This is a genomic window from Nakamurella multipartita DSM 44233, from assembly GCF_000024365.1.
Taxonomy (GTDB): Bacteria; Actinomycetota; Actinomycetes; order Mycobacteriales; family Nakamurellaceae; genus Nakamurella; species Nakamurella multipartita.
In genome coordinates this window covers 4,474,993-4,494,696 of sequence record NC_013235.1, presented here as the reverse complement: position 1 = coordinate 4,494,696, position 19,704 = coordinate 4,474,993, and the positions used below count along the sequence as shown (strand labels likewise).

At 73.1% G+C, this 19,704-nt stretch carries 16 protein-coding genes and 1 pseudogene; 16 read left to right on the top strand and 1 reads right to left on the bottom strand.

The features are described from left to right. Positions 1-1,054 precede the first annotated feature (1,054 nt). The 8 genes from NAMU_RS29470 (at position 1,055) to NAMU_RS20150 (ending at position 9,254) form a co-directional block, all read left to right on the top strand. Entirely contained in the window at positions 1,055-2,179 is a 1,125-nt protein-coding gene (locus NAMU_RS29470; RefSeq protein WP_015749192.1) for a pentapeptide repeat-containing protein, read from the top strand. Next, on the top strand, positions 2,176-3,276 hold the full coding sequence (locus tag NAMU_RS20180) for an HAD-IIA family hydrolase (RefSeq protein ID WP_015749191.1): 1,101 nt from the start codon (positions 2,176-2,178) through the stop codon (positions 3,274-3,276). Before NAMU_RS29470 ends, NAMU_RS20180 begins: the two co-directional genes overlap by 4 nt. Positions 3,277-3,313: 37 nt before the next feature. Beyond that, entirely contained in the window at positions 3,314-3,544 is a 231-nt protein-coding gene (locus NAMU_RS20175; RefSeq protein WP_015749190.1) for a hypothetical protein, read from the top strand. Continuing rightward, a complete protein-coding gene (locus NAMU_RS20170; protein ID WP_015749189.1) occupies positions 3,537-4,355 on the top strand; it encodes a TlyA family RNA methyltransferase in 819 nt (272 codons plus the stop codon). The genes NAMU_RS20175 and NAMU_RS20170 overlap by 8 nt, the downstream gene beginning before the upstream one ends. Further along, on the top strand, positions 4,352-5,242 hold the full coding sequence (locus tag NAMU_RS20165) for an NAD kinase (RefSeq protein ID WP_015749188.1): 891 nt from the start codon (positions 4,352-4,354) through the stop codon (positions 5,240-5,242). Before NAMU_RS20170 ends, NAMU_RS20165 begins: the two co-directional genes overlap by 4 nt. Before the next feature lie 55 nt (positions 5,243-5,297). Continuing rightward, complete coding sequence (gene recN, locus NAMU_RS20160) at positions 5,298-7,064, top strand: DNA repair protein RecN (protein WP_015749187.1); 1,767 nt, start codon at positions 5,298-5,300, stop codon at positions 7,062-7,064. 82 nt (positions 7,065-7,146) lie between these two features. Next, positions 7,147-8,319: a putative cytokinetic ring protein SteA gene (gene steA, locus NAMU_RS20155; protein WP_015749186.1), complete on the top strand. Its 1,173-nt coding sequence runs from the start codon at positions 7,147-7,149 to the stop codon at positions 8,317-8,319. Further along, the gene (locus NAMU_RS20150; RefSeq protein ID WP_015749185.1) at positions 8,316-9,254 is read left to right on the top strand and encodes a copper transporter; all 939 of its coding nucleotides are present in this window, start codon (positions 8,316-8,318) and stop codon (positions 9,252-9,254) included. Before steA ends, NAMU_RS20150 begins: the two co-directional genes overlap by 4 nt. 98 nt (positions 9,255-9,352) lie before the next feature. Here NAMU_RS20150 and NAMU_RS20145 read toward each other — a convergent pair. Continuing rightward, positions 9,353-10,743 (bottom strand): annotated as a pseudogene (locus tag NAMU_RS20145) (ISL3 family transposase). Between the two features lie 191 nt (positions 10,744-10,934). Here NAMU_RS20145 and NAMU_RS20140 point away from each other — a divergent pair. The 8 genes from NAMU_RS20140 to NAMU_RS20105 all read left to right on the top strand — a co-directional run bounded on the left by NAMU_RS20140 (position 10,935) and on the right by NAMU_RS20105 (position 19,617). Further along, the gene (locus NAMU_RS20140; RefSeq protein ID WP_015749183.1) at positions 10,935-12,086 is read left to right on the top strand and encodes a sensor histidine kinase; all 1,152 of its coding nucleotides are present in this window, start codon (positions 10,935-10,937) and stop codon (positions 12,084-12,086) included. Then, entirely contained in the window at positions 12,083-12,739 is a 657-nt protein-coding gene (locus tag NAMU_RS20135) for a response regulator transcription factor (protein WP_015749182.1), read from the top strand. Before NAMU_RS20140 ends, NAMU_RS20135 begins: the two co-directional genes overlap by 4 nt. A 93-nt stretch (positions 12,740-12,832) precedes the next feature. Continuing rightward, positions 12,833-13,651 (top strand): ABC transporter ATP-binding protein, encoded by an 819-nt coding sequence (locus NAMU_RS20130; RefSeq protein WP_083785909.1) that lies wholly within the window; start codon positions 12,833-12,835, stop codon positions 13,649-13,651. Then, the gene (locus NAMU_RS20125) at positions 13,648-15,114 is read left to right on the top strand and encodes an ABC transporter permease (RefSeq protein ID WP_015749180.1); all 1,467 of its coding nucleotides are present in this window, start codon (positions 13,648-13,650) and stop codon (positions 15,112-15,114) included. Before NAMU_RS20130 ends, NAMU_RS20125 begins: the two co-directional genes overlap by 4 nt. 118 nt (positions 15,115-15,232) lie before the next feature. Continuing rightward, positions 15,233-16,984 carry a CTP synthase gene (locus NAMU_RS20120; protein ID WP_015749179.1) on the top strand — a complete coding sequence of 584 codons (1,752 nt, stop codon included), beginning with the start codon at positions 15,233-15,235 and terminating at the stop codon, positions 16,982-16,984. Further along, a complete protein-coding gene (locus NAMU_RS20115) occupies positions 16,981-17,667 on the top strand; it encodes an NUDIX domain-containing protein (protein WP_015749178.1) in 687 nt (228 codons plus the stop codon). Before NAMU_RS20120 ends, NAMU_RS20115 begins: the two co-directional genes overlap by 4 nt. Before the next feature lie 31 nt (positions 17,668-17,698). After that, positions 17,699-18,760, top strand: a complete 1,062-nt coding sequence (locus tag NAMU_RS20110; protein ID WP_015749177.1) for a site-specific tyrosine recombinase XerD — start codon at positions 17,699-17,701, stop codon at positions 18,758-18,760. Positions 18,761-18,918: 158 nt separating this feature from the next. After that, the gene (locus tag NAMU_RS20105) at positions 18,919-19,617 is read left to right on the top strand and encodes a hemerythrin domain-containing protein (RefSeq protein WP_015749176.1); all 699 of its coding nucleotides are present in this window, start codon (positions 18,919-18,921) and stop codon (positions 19,615-19,617) included. Positions 19,618-19,704 lie beyond the last annotated feature (87 nt).

Genomic DNA, 19,704 nt, shown 5'->3' with positions numbered 1-19,704 from the left:
GCAGTTCGGCGACCGCGATCGCCCCGATCGCGGCCCCCGCGACTACCGGCGGCCGACGTCGGACTTCCGCCCTCGGGACGACCGCGACCGCGCCGATCGTGGTCCGCGGGACGATCGACGCCCCTACCCAGACCGCAATCAGCGGGACGATCGCCGTCCCTATGGTGATCGTCCGGCCGGAGATCGGCCGTCCTACCAGGATCGCAACCGGTCCTCAGATGATCGCCGTCCCTATGCGGAACGTCCTCGTCGGGATGATCGCCCGTACGGTGATCGCCCGTCGTACCAGGATCGGAACCGGTCGACCGATGACCGACGTCCGTATTCGGATCGGCCCCGCCGGGATGACCGTCCCTATGGGGATCGTGCGTCCGGGGACCGGCCGTCCTACCAGGACCGCAACCGGTCCGCCGATGACCGTCGGCCCTATGGTGACCGCCCTCGTCGGGACGATCGCCCGTACGGTGATCGCCCATCCGGTGATCGCCCTTCGTACCAGGACCGCAACCGGTCCGCCGACGATCGCCGGCCCTACGGTGACCGCCCGCGTCGGGATGACCGGCCCAGCGGTGATCGCCCGTCGTACCAGGACCGCAACCGGTCCTCCGATGAGCGCCGGCCCTATGGTGACCGCCCGCGTCGGGATGACCGGCCTACCGGTGATCGCCCGTCGTACCAGGACCGCAACCGGTCCGCCGACGATCGCCGGCCCTACGGCGATCGGCCGCGCCGGGACGACCGCTCCGACCGCGGCCCCGATCGTCCGCGGACCGATCGGCCCACTTCGGCCGACCGCGGTGCACCGCGGGAGCATCGTCCGGCCGGCAACGACTTCGGCGGCAACCTCAGCGCCGGGCTGTGGGCGGCCGGAGAGGCCGCCCCGCCGACCCGTGCACCGCATCAGCCGGCCGACCGACCGGATCGTCCGGCCCGCTCCGACCGTCCGGAACGGGCCGAGCGACCGGCTCGGTCCGATCGACCCGCTCGTGGCGCCGGCCATGACCGGCGCGAGCCGGCCCGCCACGGCGGCCCGGACCGGTCCGAGGGCCCTCGAGTGCCCGAGACCGGCTCCCGTCGCCGGGCTGAAGACATCGGCGAAACCTGGCCCGACCTGCCCGAATGGGCGACCCCGGATGCCCTGGACGCCGACGCGCGGCGCGACCTGCGTGGCCTGAGCAAGGACGGCGCCGCCTGGGTCGCCGCCCATCTGGTGGCCGCCGGCACCCTGGCGGACGAGGACCCGGAGGCGGCGTGGGCCCATGCCCGCGCGGCCCGGGCTCGCGGCGGCCGGATCGCGGTGGTGCGGGAGACCGTCGGCCTGGTCGCGTACCGCGCCGGTGAATGGGCCGAGGCCATCGGGGAACTGCGGGCCGCCCGCCGGATGGGTGGTGGCCCCGGTCACCTGGCCGTGCTCGCCGACTGCGAACGCGCGCTCGGACACCCGGAGAAGGCCATCGAACTGGCCCGCTCCGAGCAGGCCGCCGCGCTCGACGAGGAAGCAACGATCGAGTTGGCCACCGTCGTCGCCGGCGCCCGCGCCGATCTGGGACAGCTCGACGCCGGGCTCGCCCACCTCGAACAGTTCGGTCCGGACAAGCTCGGCCACCACCCTCGGCTCGCCTACGCCTACGCGGACCTGCTCGATCGGGCCGGCCGCGAGTCAGACGCCCTGACCTGGTTCATCCGGGCCGCCAATGCCGACGCGGACGAGGACACCGACGCCCAGGACCGGGTGGAGGCGCTCGCCGCGTCCGTGGGGGCCGCGGTCGTGCCGGCCGCCGCGGCAGCGGTGCCGGAGAACGGGACGGACCAGGCGGCGGATGCTGATGCCGACTCCGAGTCGGTAGGGCCCGAGCATGCCGAGTCCGAGGCCGATGAGTCCGAGGCCGATGCGTCCGAGGTCGATGCGTCTGGGACCGATGCGTCTGGGACCGATGCGTCTGGGACCGATGTGTCTGGGACGGATGTGTCTGGGACGGATGTGTCTGGGACCGATGCGTCCGAGACCGGTGAGGCTGAGGTCGACGGGGCTGGGGCCGATGAGGCTGGGGCCGACCAGCCCGCGGCCCCGCCCGCCATGTTCACCGAGGTCGAGCCCGAGCGCGCTCCGCTGCCGGCGCTGAGCGAGGATATGACCGCCCTGCTGTTTTCCGACGAACCGCCGGCGGGAGATCGATGACCATCCTGGCGCAGGCCCACGATGCACTGCTGCTCGACCTGGACGGCACCGTGTACCTGGGCGGGCAGCCCATCGACCACGTGGCTCCGGCGCTGGTCCGGGCCGGGGTGCTCGGGGCGCGGTCCGTCTTCGTCACCAACAACGCCTCCCGCCCGCCGGCCGAGGTGGCGGCCGCGCTGACCTCGATGGGCGTTGCCGCCGAGGCCGACGACGTGTTGACCTCCCCGCAGGCGGCCGCCGTCATGCTCGCCGACCGGCATCCGGCCGGCGCGAAGGTGCTGGTCATCGGGGCGCCCTGGCTGGAGGAGTCGGTCCGGCAGGCCGGTCTGCAACCGGTCCGGCTGGCCGAGGACGAGCCGGTGGCCGTGGTGCAGGGCCATTCGCCCGACACCGGTTGGCGCAACCTGGCCGAGGGGTGCATCGCGTTGCGGGCCGGGGCCGATTGGGTCGCCTGCAACGTGGACAGCACCCTGCCGACGGACCGGGGCATGCTCCCCGGCAACGGCTCGATGGTGGCCGCCCTGGTCGCGGCCACCGGCCTGCACCCGCGGGTGGCCGGCAAGCCCGAACGCCCGCTGCTCGACGCCGCCGTCCGGCTCGTTGGCAGCACCCGCCCGCTGGTCGTCGGGGACCGGCTGGACACCGACATCGCCTGCGCGGTGGGCGCGTCCACGCCGAGCCTGATGGTGCTCACCGGCGTCTCGACCGCCTCCGACCTGCTCGCCGCCGACCCCGGCCAGCGGCCGACCTACGTGGCCTTCGACATGCGCGGGTTGGTCGAGGAGGACCGGGCGGTCCGCATTCCCGGCCCGGGATCACCCCGGAGCAGCCGGGAGTGGACGGTCGGCACCGACTCCTCCGGTCTGGTCCTCAGCTCGGCCGCAGACGCCGAACCCAGCTCGGAACCGGGCCCCGCGGCCGTCTCCGACGGTGCCGCCCTGCGGGCCCTGGCGCTGCTCACGGCAGCCGCCTGGGCGTCCGGCCTCACCGCCGTCCGGCCGCACGACGCGCTCGCCGCGGCCGCACTGACCCGGTGCGGCATCCCGATTCGACCGACCCAATCTGGCCAGCGGGCATTCACCGACTCGCTCGACTGACCGCCCGCACACCCGCAACCGCCGGGAGGACACCACGGTGAACCAGGCCCACCCCACCCCGAACCCGAACCCGAATCCCGGTGGGCAGGTCGACGGCCTGCTCGAACAGGCCCAGGCCGAGTTGGCCGGGCTGGACCAGCTGACGACCCACGACCAGGTGGCCGGCTACCAGCGGATCCACGAGTCGCTCGCGCAGGCGCTGGCCCGCACGGCGGAGACGCCCGGGCAGCCGCACGGCCGGCCGGTCCCCGGACGGCCGGGTGCGTAGGAGCCGGCTGGACGCGGAACTGGTGCGGCGCGGCCACGCCCGTTCCCGCGCCGAGGCCGCCGAATTCATCGCCGCCGGCCGGGTGCTGGTCGCCGGTCAGGTCGCCACCAAGCCGTCCACCGCGGTCGACCCGGCGGTCGCGCTGCTCGTTCGTGACGCCGATCTGGACCCGCGGTGGGCCTCCCGGGGTGCGCACAAGCTCATCGGTGCGCTGGACGCGTTCACCGACGTCGTCGTCGACGGTCGGCGCTGCCTGGACGCCGGGGCCTCCACCGGCGGCTTCACCGACGTGCTGCTGCGGCGCGGAGCCCGTGAGGTGGTCGCCGTCGACGTCGGCTACGGGCTGCTGGTCTGGGCCCTGCAGAGCGATGAGCGGGTGCACGTGCACGACCGCACCAACATCCGTCACCTCACCCCCGAGGCCATCGGCGGCCCGGTCGACCTGGTGGTGGCCGACCTGTCCTTCATCTCGCTGACCCTGGTGCTGCCCGCGCTGATCGCCTGCGCGCACCCGGACGCCGACCTGATCCCCATGGTCAAGCCGCAGTTCGAGGTCGGCAAGGAGCGGCTCGGTGCCGGCGGAGTCGTCCGCGATCGGGCGCTGCGCGCGGAGGCGGTGGCGACGGTCGTGCAGGCGGCTGGTCTACTGGGGTGGGGCATGGCCGGCGTGGTCGCCTCGCCGCTGCCCGGACCGAGCGGGAATGTGGAGTTCTTCGTGCATCTGCGACGCGACACGGCGGTCGAGGATCCGTTCGCCGACGGCCGCTGCGCCGAGCTGATCGCGACGGCAGTGGGGGAGGGACCGGCATGACGCAACGGCGGATGCTGCTGGTCGCCCACACCGGGCGCCCCGATGTCGACATCACTGCGCGCAAAGTCGCGGCCACCCTGGCCGAGGCCGGGATCGACCTGCTCGCCTCGACCGACGAGAGCCGCGAGCTGGGTCTGAACCGCTTCGAGCCGACCGACGACGACGAGGGCGCCGCCGGCTCCGTGGAGATGGTGCTGGCGATCGGCGGCGACGGCACGCTGCTGCGGGCCGCAGAACGGGCCCGCCCGCTGTCCGCGCCGATCCTGGGCATCAACCTGGGCCGGGTCGGGTTCCTGACCGAGGTCGACGTGGACCATGTCGACGCCGCCCTGCAGGCCATCGTCGACCAGCGCTACCGGGTGTCCTCGCGGATGACCGTCCAGGTGCGGGTCGAACACGAGGGGCAATACATCGCCGGCGGCTGGGCGCTGAACGAGATCAGCGTCGAGAAGGTCACCCGGGAGCGGATTCTCGACGTCGTCGTGGAGGTCGACGGGCACGGGGTCTCGGCCTACGGCTGCGACGGCGTGCTGTGCGCGACGCCGACCGGGTCCACCGCCTACACCTTCTCCGCCGGCGGTCCGGTGCTCTGGCCCGGGGTGGACGCACTGCTGGTCGCCCCGTCCAACGCGCACGCCCTGTTCGCCCGCTCGCTGGTGGTCTCGCCGGAATCGACGGTCACCGTGCACATCGACCCGGCCGGTCCCAGCGCGATCCTGGTCTGCGACGGGCGCCGTACCCAGGAGATTCCCCCCGGTTCCCGCGCCCACATCTGCAAGGGCGAGAAGCCGGTCACCCTGGTCCGGCTGGGCGATCAAACCTTCACCGACCGGCTCGTCCGCAAGTTCAAGCTGCCCGTGCACGGTTGGCGCGACCAGCGGCACTGATTTTTCGAACATAGGTACTTCCGTACGGACGTTCGAATCCGCTATCGTCGAACGTATGTTGCAAGAGCTGCGGATTGCCGACCTCGGGGTGATCGACGAGGCGTTGATCGAGCCCGATCGTGGCTTCACCGTCGTGACCGGTGAGACGGGTGCGGGCAAGACGATGGTGGTCACCGCGCTCGGCCTGATCGGCGGGCGCCGGGGTGACGCCAGCAAGGTCCGGGCCGGGGCCGAGCGGGCCACCGTCGAGGTCCGCTGGTCGCCGCCCGACGGCGAGAGCGAGTCTCCCGCCCAGGAACTGGTGTCCTCGGTCGGCGGCCGCTTCGACGAGGACGGCACGCTGATCGCCGCCCGTTCCGTGGGCACCGACGGCCGATCCCGCGCGCACGTCGGCGGCCGGTCCGTGCCGCTGGCCACGCTGGCCGAGCTGGCCGAGCCGCTCATCGCCGTGCACGGCCAGTCCGAGGCCATCTCGTTGCTGCGACCGGGCCCGCAGCGGGCCGTCCTGGACCGCTTCGCCGGGCTCACCGCGCAGGTCGGTCGGTATCGCGAGCTACGCAGCCGCTGGCACCGGATGGCCGCCGATCTGGCCGACCGGCGGGCCCGGGCCCGGGAGCGGGCCCAGCGCGAGCAGCTGTTGCGCATCGGCCTGGCCGAGATCGAGGCGGCCGCGCCGGTGCCCGGCGAGGATCGGGACCTGGTCGAGGAGGTGCGCCGGCTGCAGAACCTGGACGGGCTGCGGGCGGCGGCGGCGGGTGCTCACGAGTCGCTGACCGGGTCGGAGGACGCGGCCGCCGCACCGGCCGCGCTGGCCCTGGTGCACGGCGCCCAGCATCTGCTGGACACGGCGGAGGATCCGCGGTTGGCCGAACTGGGTGGTCAGCTGCAGCAGGCCGCGCTGGTCCTGGCCGATGTCGGATCCGAGCTGTCAGTCTTCCTCTCCGGGCTGGACGACGAGCCGGGCCGGCTGACCCAGGTGCTCGAGCGGCAGGCGACCCTGCGGGCGCTGACCCGCCGCTACGGCGACGACGTCGACGCCGTCTGCGCCTGGGCTCGGTCGGCCGGCCAGGAGCTGCTCGAGCTGGATTCCTCCGACGACCGGCTGGCCCGGATGCAGGCCGACCTCGACGAGGTGCGCGGCGAGTTGGGCCGGTTGGCCGCGCGGCTGTCCGGCGAGCGGTCCGCGGCGGCCGAGCGGCTGGGTCGCCTGGTCACGGCCGAGCTGGCCTCCCTGGCCATGGCCCGGGCCACCGTCCGGGTGCGGGTCAGCCAGCAGGCGGCCGACCCGCACGACCCGCAGGCGGTGCCGGTCGACCACAGCTGGCTGCTGGCCGGCCCAGACGGGGTGGACCAGGTGGAGATCGTCATGGTCGCGCACGCCGGTGCCCCCGAACTGCCGATCGCCAAGGGCGCCTCGGGTGGCGAGCTGTCCCGGGTGATGCTGGCCCTGGAGGTGGTGCTGGCCGACTCCGATCCGGTCTCGACCATGGTCTTCGACGAGGTCGACGCCGGGGTCGGCGGCCGGGCCGCGACCGAGATCGGGGAGCGGCTGGCCGCGCTGGCCCGGACCCACCAGGTCATCGTCGTGACCCACCTGGCTCAGGTGGCCGCCCACGCCGATCGTCACTACATCGTCGACGCCGACTCCTCCGGCCGGATCGGCACCTCGAACGTGCGGCTGGTCACCGGACGCGAACGCGAACGGGAGCTGGCCCGGATGCTGGGCGGGACGAACGGCCCCGCCGCCCGGGCGCACGCCCGGGACCTGCTCGCCGCGGCCAAGGGTGCGACCGGCACCACCCCCTTGCGCCGGGCGGGCTGAGAGGGGTCTCACTTTCGCAAAGTCAAGCGACACGGGGGAGTGGTTACCGCCTGATCACCCACTTGGCTGCCACGATCGGAGCATGAAGCTCTTGTCACGTCAGTCACGCGCGTTGCCGGGTGTCACAGGAGTGGCGCGCGTGTCCCGTCGCAGCGAGGCGCTGCTCGATCGGGTGGGCCACAAGGACATCGTCGTCATCGACCAGGTCGACATCGACCGGGCGACCGCGGACGCCCTGGTCAAGGCGGGCGTCACCGGGGTGATCAACGCAGCCCAGTCCATCTCCGGCCGGTTCCCCAACCTGGGTCCGGAGATCCTGGTCGCCTCCGACGTCCTGCTCGTCGACGGGGTGGGCGACGGCGTGTTCGCCAAGGTCAAGGACGGGGCGAAGATCCGGGTCGACGGCGGGTCCGTCTACATCGGCGACGACGTGATCGCGCAGGGCACCGAGCAGACTCGGGAGTCGATCGCCGACCTGCTGATCGAGGCCAAGACCGGCATGTCGGCCCAACTCGAGGCCTTCGCCGCCAACGCCATCGAGTACATGAAGCGGGAGCGCACCCTGCTGCTCGACGGGGTCGGCATCCCCGAGGTGGCCACCGAGTTGGAGGGCCGGCAGGTGCTGCTGGTCGCCGGCTCCGCGGACACCCCCAAGCAGCTCAAGTCGCTCAAGAAGTACATCTCCGATTTCCGGCCGGTGCTGGTCGGCGTCGACGGCGGCGCCGACGCCCTGCGCGCCGCCGGCTACAAGCCCGCGCTGATCATCGGCAACCCCGAGCACATCGACTCGGAGACGCTGCGATGCGGGGCCGAGGTCGTCATCCCCGCGCACACCGACGGGCACGCCCCCGGCCTGGAACGGCTGCAGGACCTCGCCGTCGGAGCGGTCACCTTCCCGGCCACCGGCTCGTCGGAGGATCTGGCCCTGCTGCTGGTGGACGGCCGCGGCGCGTCGATGATCGTCACCGTCGGCCTGCAGGCCACCCTGGTCGACCTGCTCGACCGGGGCCGGGGCTCGACCGCCTCGACCTTCCTGGTCCGCATGCGGGTGGCCAACAAGGTGGTCGAGTCGCCCGTCGTCGCGTCCCTGTACAAGTCGCGCATCTCCTGGTGGGTCGTGCTGATGCTGGTGGTCGCGGCCGCCGTGGCGATGGCGACCGCCCTGATGGTCGCCGACGTCGGCGGCGTGTACGCGGACCTGGTCCGCGACTGGTGGAACCAGCTGGTCGAGTGGGTCAGGGGACTGTTCGCATGATCTCGATGCGCTACCACATCGTCTCGCTCGCGGCGGTGTTCCTCGCATTGGCCCTGGGTATCGTGCTCGGCGCCACCAAGATCCAGTCACCGCTGCTGGAGGGGTTGCGCGACGACAACGCCTCGCTGTCCAGCCAGCAGGGCGAGCTCGCCTCGACCAATGAGGACCTCACCGCCCGGGTCGCGGCCGACGAGAAGTTCGCCGGATCGGTCGGCGCGCTCACCGTGCGCGGCACCCTGCCCAGCACCAACGTGGTGCTGGTGACCACGGCCGCGGCCGACCCCAACGACCGGGATGCGCTGCTGTCGCTGCTGAACCGGGCCGGAGCCACCGTCACCGGGCAGATCCAGCTGACCAACGATTTCAGCGACCCGCTGCGGGCCGATGAGCTGCGGCAGATCGCGACCACCACCCTGCCGACCGGGGTGCAGCTGCCCGAGGTGCCGCAGGCCGGTGCGGTCGCCGGCGGCCTGCTGTCCTCGGTGCTGCTCGCCCCGGCCGGCGGCGCCCCCAAGGCCAGCGCCGAACAGGGTGCGGCCGTGCTGGCGGCGCTGCAGTCGGCCGGGTTCATCACCGTCACCGGGACCCCGGCCGCCGGGCAGTCGGTGATCGTGCTGACCGGTGCGGAGGTGACCGGCGGGTCGGAGGCCGACAAGGCCGGCGCCGTCGCCTCGTTCGCCACTCAGCTGGCGCAGACCGCCACCGGAGTGGTGGTGGCCGGCCGTTCCGGGTCGGACGAGTCGACCGGCACGGTCGGGGTCATCCGCGGCGACACGGCCATGAGCGGCACCGTCAGCACGGTGGACAACGTCGATTCCGACACCGGCCGGATCGCCACCGTGCTCGCCCTGGTCGAGCAGAACGGCGGCGGGCAGGGCCAGTACGGCTTCGGCGAGAAGGCCCAGGCGCAGGCCCCCACCCTCGCGGTGGGCTGACCGGACCGGCGTCCCGATCCACGGCGCCGCCGACGTGTCCCCCGCAAGGGGAGTTGATCATGGGCAGAAGCCCGTTATCCGTCCCGGATAACGGCTCTTCAGAGTTGGCAGGGCTTCGCGCTGCTGGTTGACGCCCGGGATTTCCGGGTGCAGGCGTAGCGTATCCGCCGCTTCTGGTTGTCCTGGTTGCGGAAGCCGAACGCGATCCGGCCGATGTGTTTGACGATCCGGTTGTAGCCCTCGGTGCGGCCGTTGCTGATGCCGGTGTGCAGGCCGGCGATGATCGAGTTCTGCCAGGCATGCACCGTCCACGCGAGCCTGCGCAGCTGGGAGATCTCGGAGTCGGCGCAGTGCAGGTAGAACGCGGTCAGCGCGTTGAAGATCTGTCCGCGGTCGGGGTTGGTGCCGGCGAGCTTGAGCAGCTTGCGGAGCAGTTCCTTGCCCTGCCAGCATTTCTCGAGGCCGCCGGAGGGGTCGGCCCGGCGCATCGCTTCCCGCACCTTGGCCAGCTCGTCCGGAGTGAGAGTCTCCACGGCGCGCAGCAGCCGGTTCCGTTGCGCCCATTCCGGGTCGCACTTGCGGCCCCGCCGGCCACGAAGCGCCCAGGCCAACTCCCGCCGGTAGTCGGTGACCGCCTTGTTGGCCAGGGCGACCAGGTGGAACCGGTCCACGACCACGACGGCGTTCGGCAGGGCGAGGCGGGCGGCGCGGGCGTACGTCGCGGACGTGTCCATCGAGATGTGGGTGATGGTGGCGAGCCAGTCCGGGTCCTGCGCCTGCAGCCACTCGATGAGGACCTTGCTGGTGCGGCCGTTGACCTGTGCGAACAGGCCACCGTTGCCGCTCAGATCGACCAGGCCGGTGTCGAACCGGTCCACCCAGGTCTTCTCCCCGGTGGTCGGGTCGGTCTCGTAGTGGGCCTTGCCGCGGCGGGTCTCGTCGACGCCCAGCACGGTGACCGGCGGCGGCGCGTCGGGGAGCACCGCGGCAGAGTGGGCGACGAACGCGTCGTGCGCGATGCGCCAGTCCATGCCGAACTCGGCCGCGACGCCGGACACCGGTCGGGTGTGGTCGCCGATCGCTTCCGCCGCCAGCCGGCGGGCGCGGGTGGTGATCCGGGCCCGGGCAGGGATCTGCTCGGGTAGGCATTCGGTGAACACCTTCCGCTCGCAGCTGTCGACCTGGCAGCGCCATTTCCGTTTGCGCCACAACAGGATCGGCTTGTCCTCGCCGAGCCGGACGTCCCGCGGGCGGGTCGTCACCCACGCCTTCGGAGACTTCGACTGCTCACCGCACTCCGGGCACCAGCCGGCCAGTTGGGGGTCGGTCGAGCAGTGCACGACCCGTCGGCCGGCGTCGTTGCGGACGACCCGGTCGACGACCAACCCGTCAATGTCCAACAGCAGCGAGCTACTACTCTGGTCCATGCTCGTGGTCCTTCGGCTGATTGCGTAGAGAACAACCAGTTTCGAAGGCCACGAGCCCTCATCTCACCCGACACGCCGCCGCAGGTCGGAAGCCCAGAGCCCCATCAAGTCTGAAGACCCCGGATAACGGGCTTCTGCCCATGATCAACTGGACGCGGGGCGGCGGTCGGGGCGGCGGGGCGGGGCACCGGGCGGGGCCGGGATACATCCAGCGGCCGATGCCGCGGCCGGCCGGTCCGCCTACGGTGAGCGGGTGCTGCGCCGGCTGACCCCTACCCAGACCGCGGTCGACCTGGCGCTGGCCGGGGCGTTCCTGGTGCTGGCGCTGCTGGTCGAGTGGGCGGTCCTGGGCGGCACCTCCGGCCGGCTGGCCCTGCTGGTCACCGTGCTGGGGTTCACCGGGGCGCTGGCGGTACGCCGGGCGTCGCCGCCGCTGTCGCTGGCGATCGCCTGGATCGCCGCCGTCCTGCAGATGCTGTGGGCGGTGCCGCCGCGGTTCGCCGACGTCGCGGTGTTTGCCGTGCTCTACGCGACGGCGGCCTACGGCACCCGGCTGGTGTTCTGGCTGGGGCTGGCCTCGGCCGTGGTCGGGGCCGGGGTCATCACCCTGTACGTGTTGCTCGGCCCGCTGCCTGTGGGCGGCGCGCAGCCCTCGGTCCGTGAGTTCGGCCTGGTCCTGGGGGCCGCGCTGTTCTCGCTGCTGCTGAGCTGGACGGCCGGCGCATTGGCCCGCACGGTGCTGCAGGCTCGGGCGAACCGGCTCGCCCAGGTCCGGGCGCAGGCCGCGGCGGTGGCCGAGGCCGAGCGGGTGCGGATCGCCCGGGACATGCACGACGTCGTCGCCCACTCGCTGGCCGTGGTGATCGCCCAGGCCGACGGGGCCAGGTACGCCGCCGCCACCGATCCGGCCGCGGCCACCGCCGCGCTGACCACCATCGGCTCCACCGCCCGATCCGCGCTGGCCGATGTGCGGCTGCTGCTGACCCGGCTGCGGCACAGCCAGGGCGACGGGCCGCAGCCGACCCTGGCCGACACCGAGGAGCTCTACCAGCAGGTCCGGGCGGCCGGGGTGGACCTGCGGGTCGACGTCACGCCGGCGCCGCCGGCCGAACCGCCGGCCGGGGTGCAGCTGGCGGTGTACCGGATCCTGCAGGAGGCGCTGACCAACGCGCTGCGGCACGGTGACGGCGGCCCGGTGCAGGTCGCCTTGGCCTGGCGGGACGACCGGGTCGAGGTGTCGGTCGACAACGGGGTGTCCGGGCCGGCGCCGGCCACCGAGCGCACCGGCCACGGCCTGATCGGCATGCGGGAACGCGCCGAGCTGGCCGGTGGTCACCTGCGGGCCGACCGGGGTCCTGGCCGGTACCGGGTGCAGGCCCGGCTGCCCGTGCAGTGGCCGGCATGACCGCGCGTCCCGACCGGATCCGGGTGGCGCTGGTGGACGACCAGGCGCTGTTCCGGGCCGGCATCCGGATGGTCGTGGACTCCCAACCCGACCTGCAGGTGGTGGGGGAGGCGGCCGACGGGCGGCAGGGCGTCGACATGGTCCGGGCGAGCCGGCCCGACGTGGTGTTAATGGACATCCGGATGCCGGTGCTGGACGGGCTGGCCGCGACCGCCGAGCTGCTGGCCGACCCCGACCCGCCGCGCGTGGTCATGCTGACCACCTTCGACCTGGACGAGGCGGCGGCCCGGGCGATCCGGCAGGGGGCCAGCGGATTCCTGCTCAAGGACGCCGACCCCGAGTTCCTGCTGGCCGCCATCCGCACCGTGCACGCGGGGTCCGCGGTGATCGCGGCCGCCGCCACCCGGGACCTGTTCAGCCGGTTCGCGGCGTCCGCGCCGGCCCCGGTCCCGGCTGCGTTCGCCGAGCTGACCCAGCGCGAACGGGAGATCTTCGCGCTGGCCGCCCGGGGCCTGAGCAACGCCGAGATCGCGGCCCGCGAGTTCCTCTCCGAGGCGACCGTCAAGACCCACATCAGCCGGATCCTGGGCAAACTGGCCCTGCGGGACCGGGTTCAGCTGGTCGTGTTCGCCTATGAACACGGTCTGACCTGAGCCCGGCGGACCGCCAGGATCATCCGCTGGATGGATGCGGGCGCGACTGCCGACCGATGCCCGCGACGCCGCGTGATCCCTAGCGTCGCAGGCATGTTGATCGGACAGAGCGCCCCCCGCCCCGCGGCCCGGGTGCAGCAGTTGACCAAGACCTACGGCTCCGGCGAAGGGATGGTGCACGCGCTGGCCGGGGTCAGCGTGAGCATCCGCCGCGGCGAGTTCACCGCGATCATGGGCCCGTCCGGGTCCGGCAAGTCCACCCTGATGCACATCATGGCCGGGCTGGACGCGCCGTCCTCCGGTCAGGCGTGGATCGGCGACACCAAGATCACCGGCCGCTCGGACACCGAGCTGACCGTGCTGCGCCGGCGCCGCATCGGGTTCGTGTTCCAGGCCTTCAACCTGGTGCCCACGCTGGACGCGCTGGGCAACATCCTGCTGCCGTTCGACCTGGACGGTCGCCGCCCCACCGACGCCGAACGGACTCGGGTCGATCGGCTGATCTCCGCGCTGGGCCTGTCCGGCCGGCTGCGCCACCGGCCGCACCAGCTCTCCGGCGGGCAGCAGCAGCGGGTGGCCATCGCCCGCGCCCTGGCCACCGCGCCCGACCTGGTCTTCGCCGACGAGCCGACCGGCAACCTGGACTCGCGCAGCAGCCGTCAGGTGCTCGGTCTGCTGGCCGTGGCCAGCCGGGAGGGTGGGCAGTCCATCGCCATGGTCACCCACGACCCGATCGCGGCCGCGTACGCGGACCGGGTGCTGTTCCTCGGCGACGGCCGCATCGTGGCCGACAAGCCCCGGCAGACCGCCGAGCAGATCGCCGCGTTCCTGCTGGCCGCGGAGCCGGCGCCCGAGACCGGGAGCGCGACCGGCGCGACGACGACGGCCGCGACCCAGCAGGTGCCGGCATGACGGCCACGCTGTCCGGGCCAATCACCGAGCTGGGCCCGGCCGCCGCGCCCCGGCGTCGGGTGCGGCCCCGGCTGGAACCGGGCCTGGGGGCCAGCGTGCTGGTGGCCGCGCTGTCCAGCGCGTTCGGCGTGGTGCTGATCAGTGCCACCGGGTACCTGGAAGCGATGCTGCGGGCCGACCCGGACATGGGACGCAGCGACACGGTCGCGTTCCTGCTCAGCTTCCTGGGCACCGTGCTGCTGGGGTTGGCGATCTACGTGGCCGCGGTGGTCACCGCGAACACCTTCGCCACCGTGGTCGCCGGACGCACCCGGCGCATCGCCCAGCTGCGGCTGCTCGGGGCGACCGCCCGGTCCCAACGCGCGCAGGTGGCCCGGCAGGGGCTGATCGTCGGCGCGGTCGGGTCGGTGCTGGGCCTGCTGATCGGGACGGCGATGGCCATGGGCGGGGTCGCCATGGCCGGGTCGGCGCTCGACCTGGACGTCGACTACCTGGTGCCCCGGCCGTCCCTGCTCGGGCCGGCGGTGATCGTCGCCCTGACCACCTGGGCGGCGGCCTGGGCGGGATCGCGCCGGGTGCTGACGGTCACCCCGCTGCAGGCGCTGGGCGCGGCCGACGAACCGGCCTACGAGCAGGTCGTGCGCCGGCCGGCCCGGCACGCCACCGCCGGGTTCCTGCTGGTCACCGGCGGTGCGCTGCTGGTCGGCGGGATCGGCATCGGCTTGCTCTCGCCGTACGGGGTGGTGGTGGCGTTCGTCGGCGGGTTGCTCTCGTTCACCGGGTTGGTGGTCGGCGCGGCCGTGCTGATGCCGCCGTTGCTCCGCCTGGTCGGCCGGGCCTTCGGCGGGTCGACCGCGGCTCGCCTGGCCGCGGAGAACGCGTTGCGGTACCCCGAGCGCTCCTCCCGGATGGCCATCGGGATCGTCATCGGGGTGACGCTGGTGACGATGCTCGCCGTCGCCGCCGAGTCGGTGTCGGCCCGGATGGCCGCCGCCTGGGGTGGACCGCTGCCGGCGGAGCTGCAGCGGCCGCTGGATACTTTCACCGCGGTGATGACCGCGCTGGTGGCGGTCAGCGCGGCCATCGCCGCGGTCGGGCTGGTCAACCTGCTCACCCTGGGGGTGCGGCAGCGGCGCCGCGAGCTGGGGCTGCTGCGCACCCTGGGCCTGACCACCGGGCAGGTGCGGCGGATGGTGCTGCTGGAGGCGACCCATCTGACGGTGACGGCGTTGCTGACCGGGCTGGTGCTGGGCATCGGGTACGGCTGGGCCGGGGCGCAGGCGCTGATGGGGTCGGTCTGGCTGGGCCCGGAGCTGACCGGCGCGCTGGTCCCGCCGGCGCTGCCGCCGGGACCGATCGTCATCGTCGTCGGGGCCACCGCGGCCCTGACCCTGATCGCCGCGGCGGTGTCCGTCCGGCCGGCGGTGCGGGTCACCCCGATCGATGCGCTCGCCGCCGGATGAGCACGGGATGGGCCCGGACCGATGTAGGGTGAAATTCCGTGGGACAGGCGCCGTCAGGCGCCCAGCCAGCCGGGCGGCGGGGACGCCGACCGGACCAGAGCAGAACACGGGAGCTGCGTTGGCGATATCGCCGCGAATCACCAAGCACATCTTCGTCACCGGCGGCGTCGCCTCCTCGCTGGGCAAGGGGTTGACCGCCTCGAGCCTGGGTCGGCTGCTCACCTCACGGGGCCTGCGCGTCACCATGCAGAAGCTGGACCCCTACATCAACGTCGACCCCGGGACGATGAACCCGTTCCAGCACGGGGAAGTGTTCGTCACCGAGGACGGGGCCGAGACCGACCTGGACATCGGGCACTACGAGCGCTTCCTGGACCGGAACCTGTCGGCCGACGCCAACGTGACCACCGGCAAGGTGTACTCACGGGTGATCGCCCGGGAGCGCCGCGGGGAGTACCTCGGGGACACCGTGCAGGTCATCCCGCACATCACCAACGAGCTCAAGGAACGCATCCGGGCGATGGCCGACCCCGATCCCGACGGGCAGGCCCCCGATGTGGTGATCACCGAGATCGGCGGCACGGTCGGTGACATCGAGTCGCTGCCGTTCCTGGAGGCGGCCCGCCAGGTCCGGCACGACCTGGGCCGCGAGCATGTGTTCTTCCTGCACGTGTCGCTGGTGCCGTACCTGGCGCCCTCCGGCGAGCTCAAGACCAAGCCCACCCAGCACTCGGTCGCCGCGCTGCGCAACATCGGCATCCAGCCGGACGCGCTGATCTGCCGTTCGGACCGGGACATTCCGGAGAACCTCAAGCGCAAGATCTCGCTGATGTGCGACGTGGACGCCGAGGCGGTCATCTCCACCCCGGACGCCCCGTCGATCTACGACATCCCCCGGGTGCTGCACCGTGAGGGGCTGGACGCGTACGTGGTGCGCCGGCTGAACCTGAGCTTTCACGACGTGGACTGGACCACCTGGGGCGGCCTGTTGGAGCGAGTGCACCACCCGGCCGAGACGGTCCGGATCGCAGTCGTCGGCAAGTACATCGACCTGCCCGACGCCTACCTGTCGGTGACCGAGGCACTGCGGGCCGGTGGGTTCGGCAACAATGCGCGGGCCGAGATCGTCTGGGTCGCCTCCGACGACTGCATCACCCCGGCCGGGGCCGCGGCGGCACTGTCCGACGTGCAGGGGGTGCTGATCCCGGGCGGGTTCGGGGTCCGCGGCATCGAGGGCAAGCTCGGCGCGATCACCTTCGCCCGGGTCAACCGGATCCCGATCCTGGGGCTGTGCCTGGGCCTGCAGTGCATGGTCATCGAGGTGGCCCGCAGCCTGGCCGGCCTGGGTGGGGCGAACTCGGCCGAGTTCGACGCGAACGCGGCCGATCCGGTGATCGCGACGATGGCCGACCAGCACGACGTCGTCGCCGGGGCCAAGGACATGGGCGGCACCATGCGGCTGGGGTCCTACCCGGCCCGGCTGACCCCGGGGTCGCTGGTCGCCGAGATCTACGGCAGCACGTCGGTGACCGAGCGGCACCGGCACCGGTACGAGGTGAACAACGCCTACCGCGACGTGCTGGAGGCCGCCGGCCTGCACCTGTCGGGCACCTCCCCGGACTCCTCGCTGGTCGAGTTCGTCGAGCTGGACCGGGAGCTGCACCCGTTCATGGTCGCCACCCAGGCGCATCCGGAGTTCAAGTCGCGGCCGACGCGGCCGCACCCGCTGTTCGCCTCGTTCGTCCGGGCCGCCCTGGACTATCTGGAGTCCGAGCGGCTGCCGATCCTGGGCACCGACCGGGACGGCGAGCCGGCCGACCCCGAGTCCGAGGCCGACCCGGACCCGGCCGCCGCGCTGGTGGCCGGATGACCCCGGGGCCGGCCGGGCACGACTTCACGGTGGTGGCCAGCACCCCGGTCTACGACGGCAAGATCGTCTCGCTGCGGGTCGACGAGGTGCGGATGCCCGGTGGAGGGACGGCCAACCGGGAGATCGTCGGGCACGGCGGGGCGGTGTCGGTGGTCGCCCTCGACTCGACTGACCCGCAGACCGCCCACGTGCTGCTGATCGAGCAGTACCGGCACGCCGTGGGCCGGCGGCTGTGGGAGATGCCGGCCGGCCTGCTGGACGTGCCGGGCGAGCCCGCGCAGCCTGCGGCCCAGCGAGAGTTGTTGGAAGAAACCGGGTATCGAGCCGACAGCTGGACCGAGTTGCTGGACGTGGCGACCTCCCCCGGGTTCAGCGAGGAGACGGTGCGGATCTTTCTGGCCACCGGGATGAGCTTCGTCGGCCGCCCGGACGGTCCGGACGACGAGGAGGCCGAGCTGCGCGTGGTCTGGGTGCCGCTGCGGGCGGCGGTGCAGGCCGCGCTGGCCGGCTCGATCGTCAACGTGATGGCGGTGGCCGGGGTGCTGGCCGCCGACGCGGTGCTCCGCGGGATCGCCACGCCGGTGGCCCGGCCCGATCCGGCCGAGCCGGACGCGCCCTGGACCGTGTACCGGGGCGCGGGCACCCCAAGCGCCCCGCCGCTGGACGGGGCCCGCGAGCTGTGAGGGTGCCCGGCCCGGCCCGGGGCCGGTCCCGGTGTCGGTGAACCCGGCTCGGGAGGCGGTGGCCTCGCCGGTCGAGCCGTCGCCCGAGCTGGTCGCCGCCCTGCGCGGGTACCTCGATCATCTGGTGGTCGAGCGCGGGGTGGCCCGCAACACGGTGCTGTCCTACCGCCGTGACCTGAACCGGTACCTGCAGTTCCTGGCCGCGGCCGGGCGCACCCGGGTCGCGGACGTGACCGCCGCGGACGTCTCGGACTTCCTGGTCTGCCTGCGCACCGGGGCCGACGGCCGGCCGCCGCTGGCCGCCTCGTCCGCGGCCCGGGCGGTGGTCGCGGCCCGCGGCTGGCACCGGTTCCTGCTCAACGAGGGCACCGCCGAGGCCGATCCGTCGCGGGACGTGCACCCGCCGACGCCGGCCCGCCGGCTGCCCAAGGCGCTGCCGGTCGAGGCCATCGGCCGGCTGCTGGACGCGGCCGGCTCCGCCGACCCGGACGGTCCTCGCGGCCTGCGTGACCGGGCCCTGCTCGAGCTGCTGTACGCGACCGGGGCCCGGATCAGCGAGGTGGTCGGGCTCGACGTCGACGACATCGACCTCGGCCCGGGCCGCCTGGCCGGCCGGTCGTCCACCGACCCGACCGACCCGACCGATCCCCAAGTTGCCCCGCCCATCACGTCGGTGGTCCGGCTGCACGGCAAGGGAGCCAAGGAGCGGCTAGTCCCGGTCGGTTCCTTCGCCCTCCGCGCCCTGGAGGCCTACCTGGTGCGGGGCCGGCCGGTGCTGGCCGCGGCCGGTCGGGGCGCCGGCCCGGCCCGCGGTGCGCTGTTCCTCAACATTCGCGGCGGCCGGCTGTCCCGGCAGAGCGCCTGGCAGGTGCTGGCCGACGCCGCCCGCCGGGCCGGGCTGCCGGCGTCCGGTGTCTCCCCGCACACGCTGCGGCACTCGTTCGCGACCCACCTGCTCGAAGGCGGCGCCGACGTCCGGTCGGTGCAGGAGCTGCTGGGCCACGCCTCGGTGACCACCACGCAGATCTACACCCTGGTCACCGTCGACGCGCTGCGCGAGGTCTACGTCACCGCGCACCCGCGGGCCCGCTAGTCGGACGGTGATCGGTGCCGGTCACAGGCCGTTCCGGTGTATCAGGCAGACGGGTCACATCTCTTGATGGCAACCCCGCCCGATGGCGTCCGGTGACCGGCTGACGGTGCCCGCATCGGGTCGGCTCCGCCCACCGATCGACCCCCCGGAGGTACCCCGTGTCCGCACCCGTCGACCTCGCGACCGGGACCGCCGGCTGTCCTCAACGGGTCGGTCTGGCCACCGATCTGGTGCTGGTCCACAAGGTCTTCCGCCGGGAGCTGCGGCTGCTGCCGGCGCTGGTCGGCGCGGTGCCGGCGGGACGCGCCGACCGGGCCGTGCTGCTGGCCGGTCATTACCGGGACCTGGCCACCGCGCTGCGCCACCATCACCACGCCGAGCAGCACCTGCTGCTGGGCCGGCTGGCCGAACGGGCCCCGCTGGAACCGGCGATCCGGGACGGCATGCAGGCGCGGCACCGGCGCCACGAGGAGCTGCTCGACGAGCTGGACGCCATGCTCGGGCTGTGGACGGCGGCCGCCGACCTCGACGTGCGCGACCTGCTGGTGGACATCCTGACCGAGCTGGCCGACGGCGTCACCGACCATCTGGATCTGGTCGAGCAGCGGGTGCTGCCCGCGGTGGACCGGCACTTCAGCAACCGCGAATGGCTCGCGCTGGGGCTGCGCGCGGCCAGCTGGATCCCGCTGAACCGGATGGCCTGGATGCTCGGCGCGATGCTCGAGGACGCCACCGAGGCCGAACGGCGCAACCTGATGAGCAAGGTGCCCGGGCCGGCCCGGCTGCTGTACCGGATGGTGGGCCAGGAGCAGTACCTGCGGGAGATGCGCGAGCTGCGCTGTCCGGATGGCCTCTGACCTGCGGGTAAGGCAGTACTGCCTGGCTAGCCGGTCTTCGTTTCGAGGGCTACCGTCGACCGTCTGGGCAGGCCCACCACGCCGAGT

Coding starts and splice junctions, on each gene's coding strand:
- NAMU_RS20180 (WP_015749191.1), top strand. CDS start 2,176: ATGACCATCCTGGCGCAGGCCCACGATGCACTGCTGCTCGACCTGGAC.
- NAMU_RS20150 (WP_015749185.1), top strand. CDS start 8,316: ATGATCTCGATGCGCTACCACATCGTCTCGCTCGCGGCGGTGTTCCTC.
- NAMU_RS20125 (WP_015749180.1), top strand. CDS start 13,648: ATGACGGCCACGCTGTCCGGGCCAATCACCGAGCTGGGCCCGGCCGCC.
- recN (WP_015749187.1), top strand. CDS start 5,298: ATGTTGCAAGAGCTGCGGATTGCCGACCTCGGGGTGATCGACGAGGCG.
- NAMU_RS20130 (WP_083785909.1), top strand. CDS start 12,833: ATGTTGATCGGACAGAGCGCCCCCCGCCCCGCGGCCCGGGTGCAGCAG.
- NAMU_RS20165 (WP_015749188.1), top strand. CDS start 4,352: ATGACGCAACGGCGGATGCTGCTGGTCGCCCACACCGGGCGCCCCGAT.
- NAMU_RS20115 (WP_015749178.1), top strand. CDS start 16,981: ATGACCCCGGGGCCGGCCGGGCACGACTTCACGGTGGTGGCCAGCACC.
- NAMU_RS20135 (WP_015749182.1), top strand. CDS start 12,083: ATGACCGCGCGTCCCGACCGGATCCGGGTGGCGCTGGTGGACGACCAG.
- steA (WP_015749186.1), top strand. CDS start 7,147: ATGAAGCTCTTGTCACGTCAGTCACGCGCGTTGCCGGGTGTCACAGGA.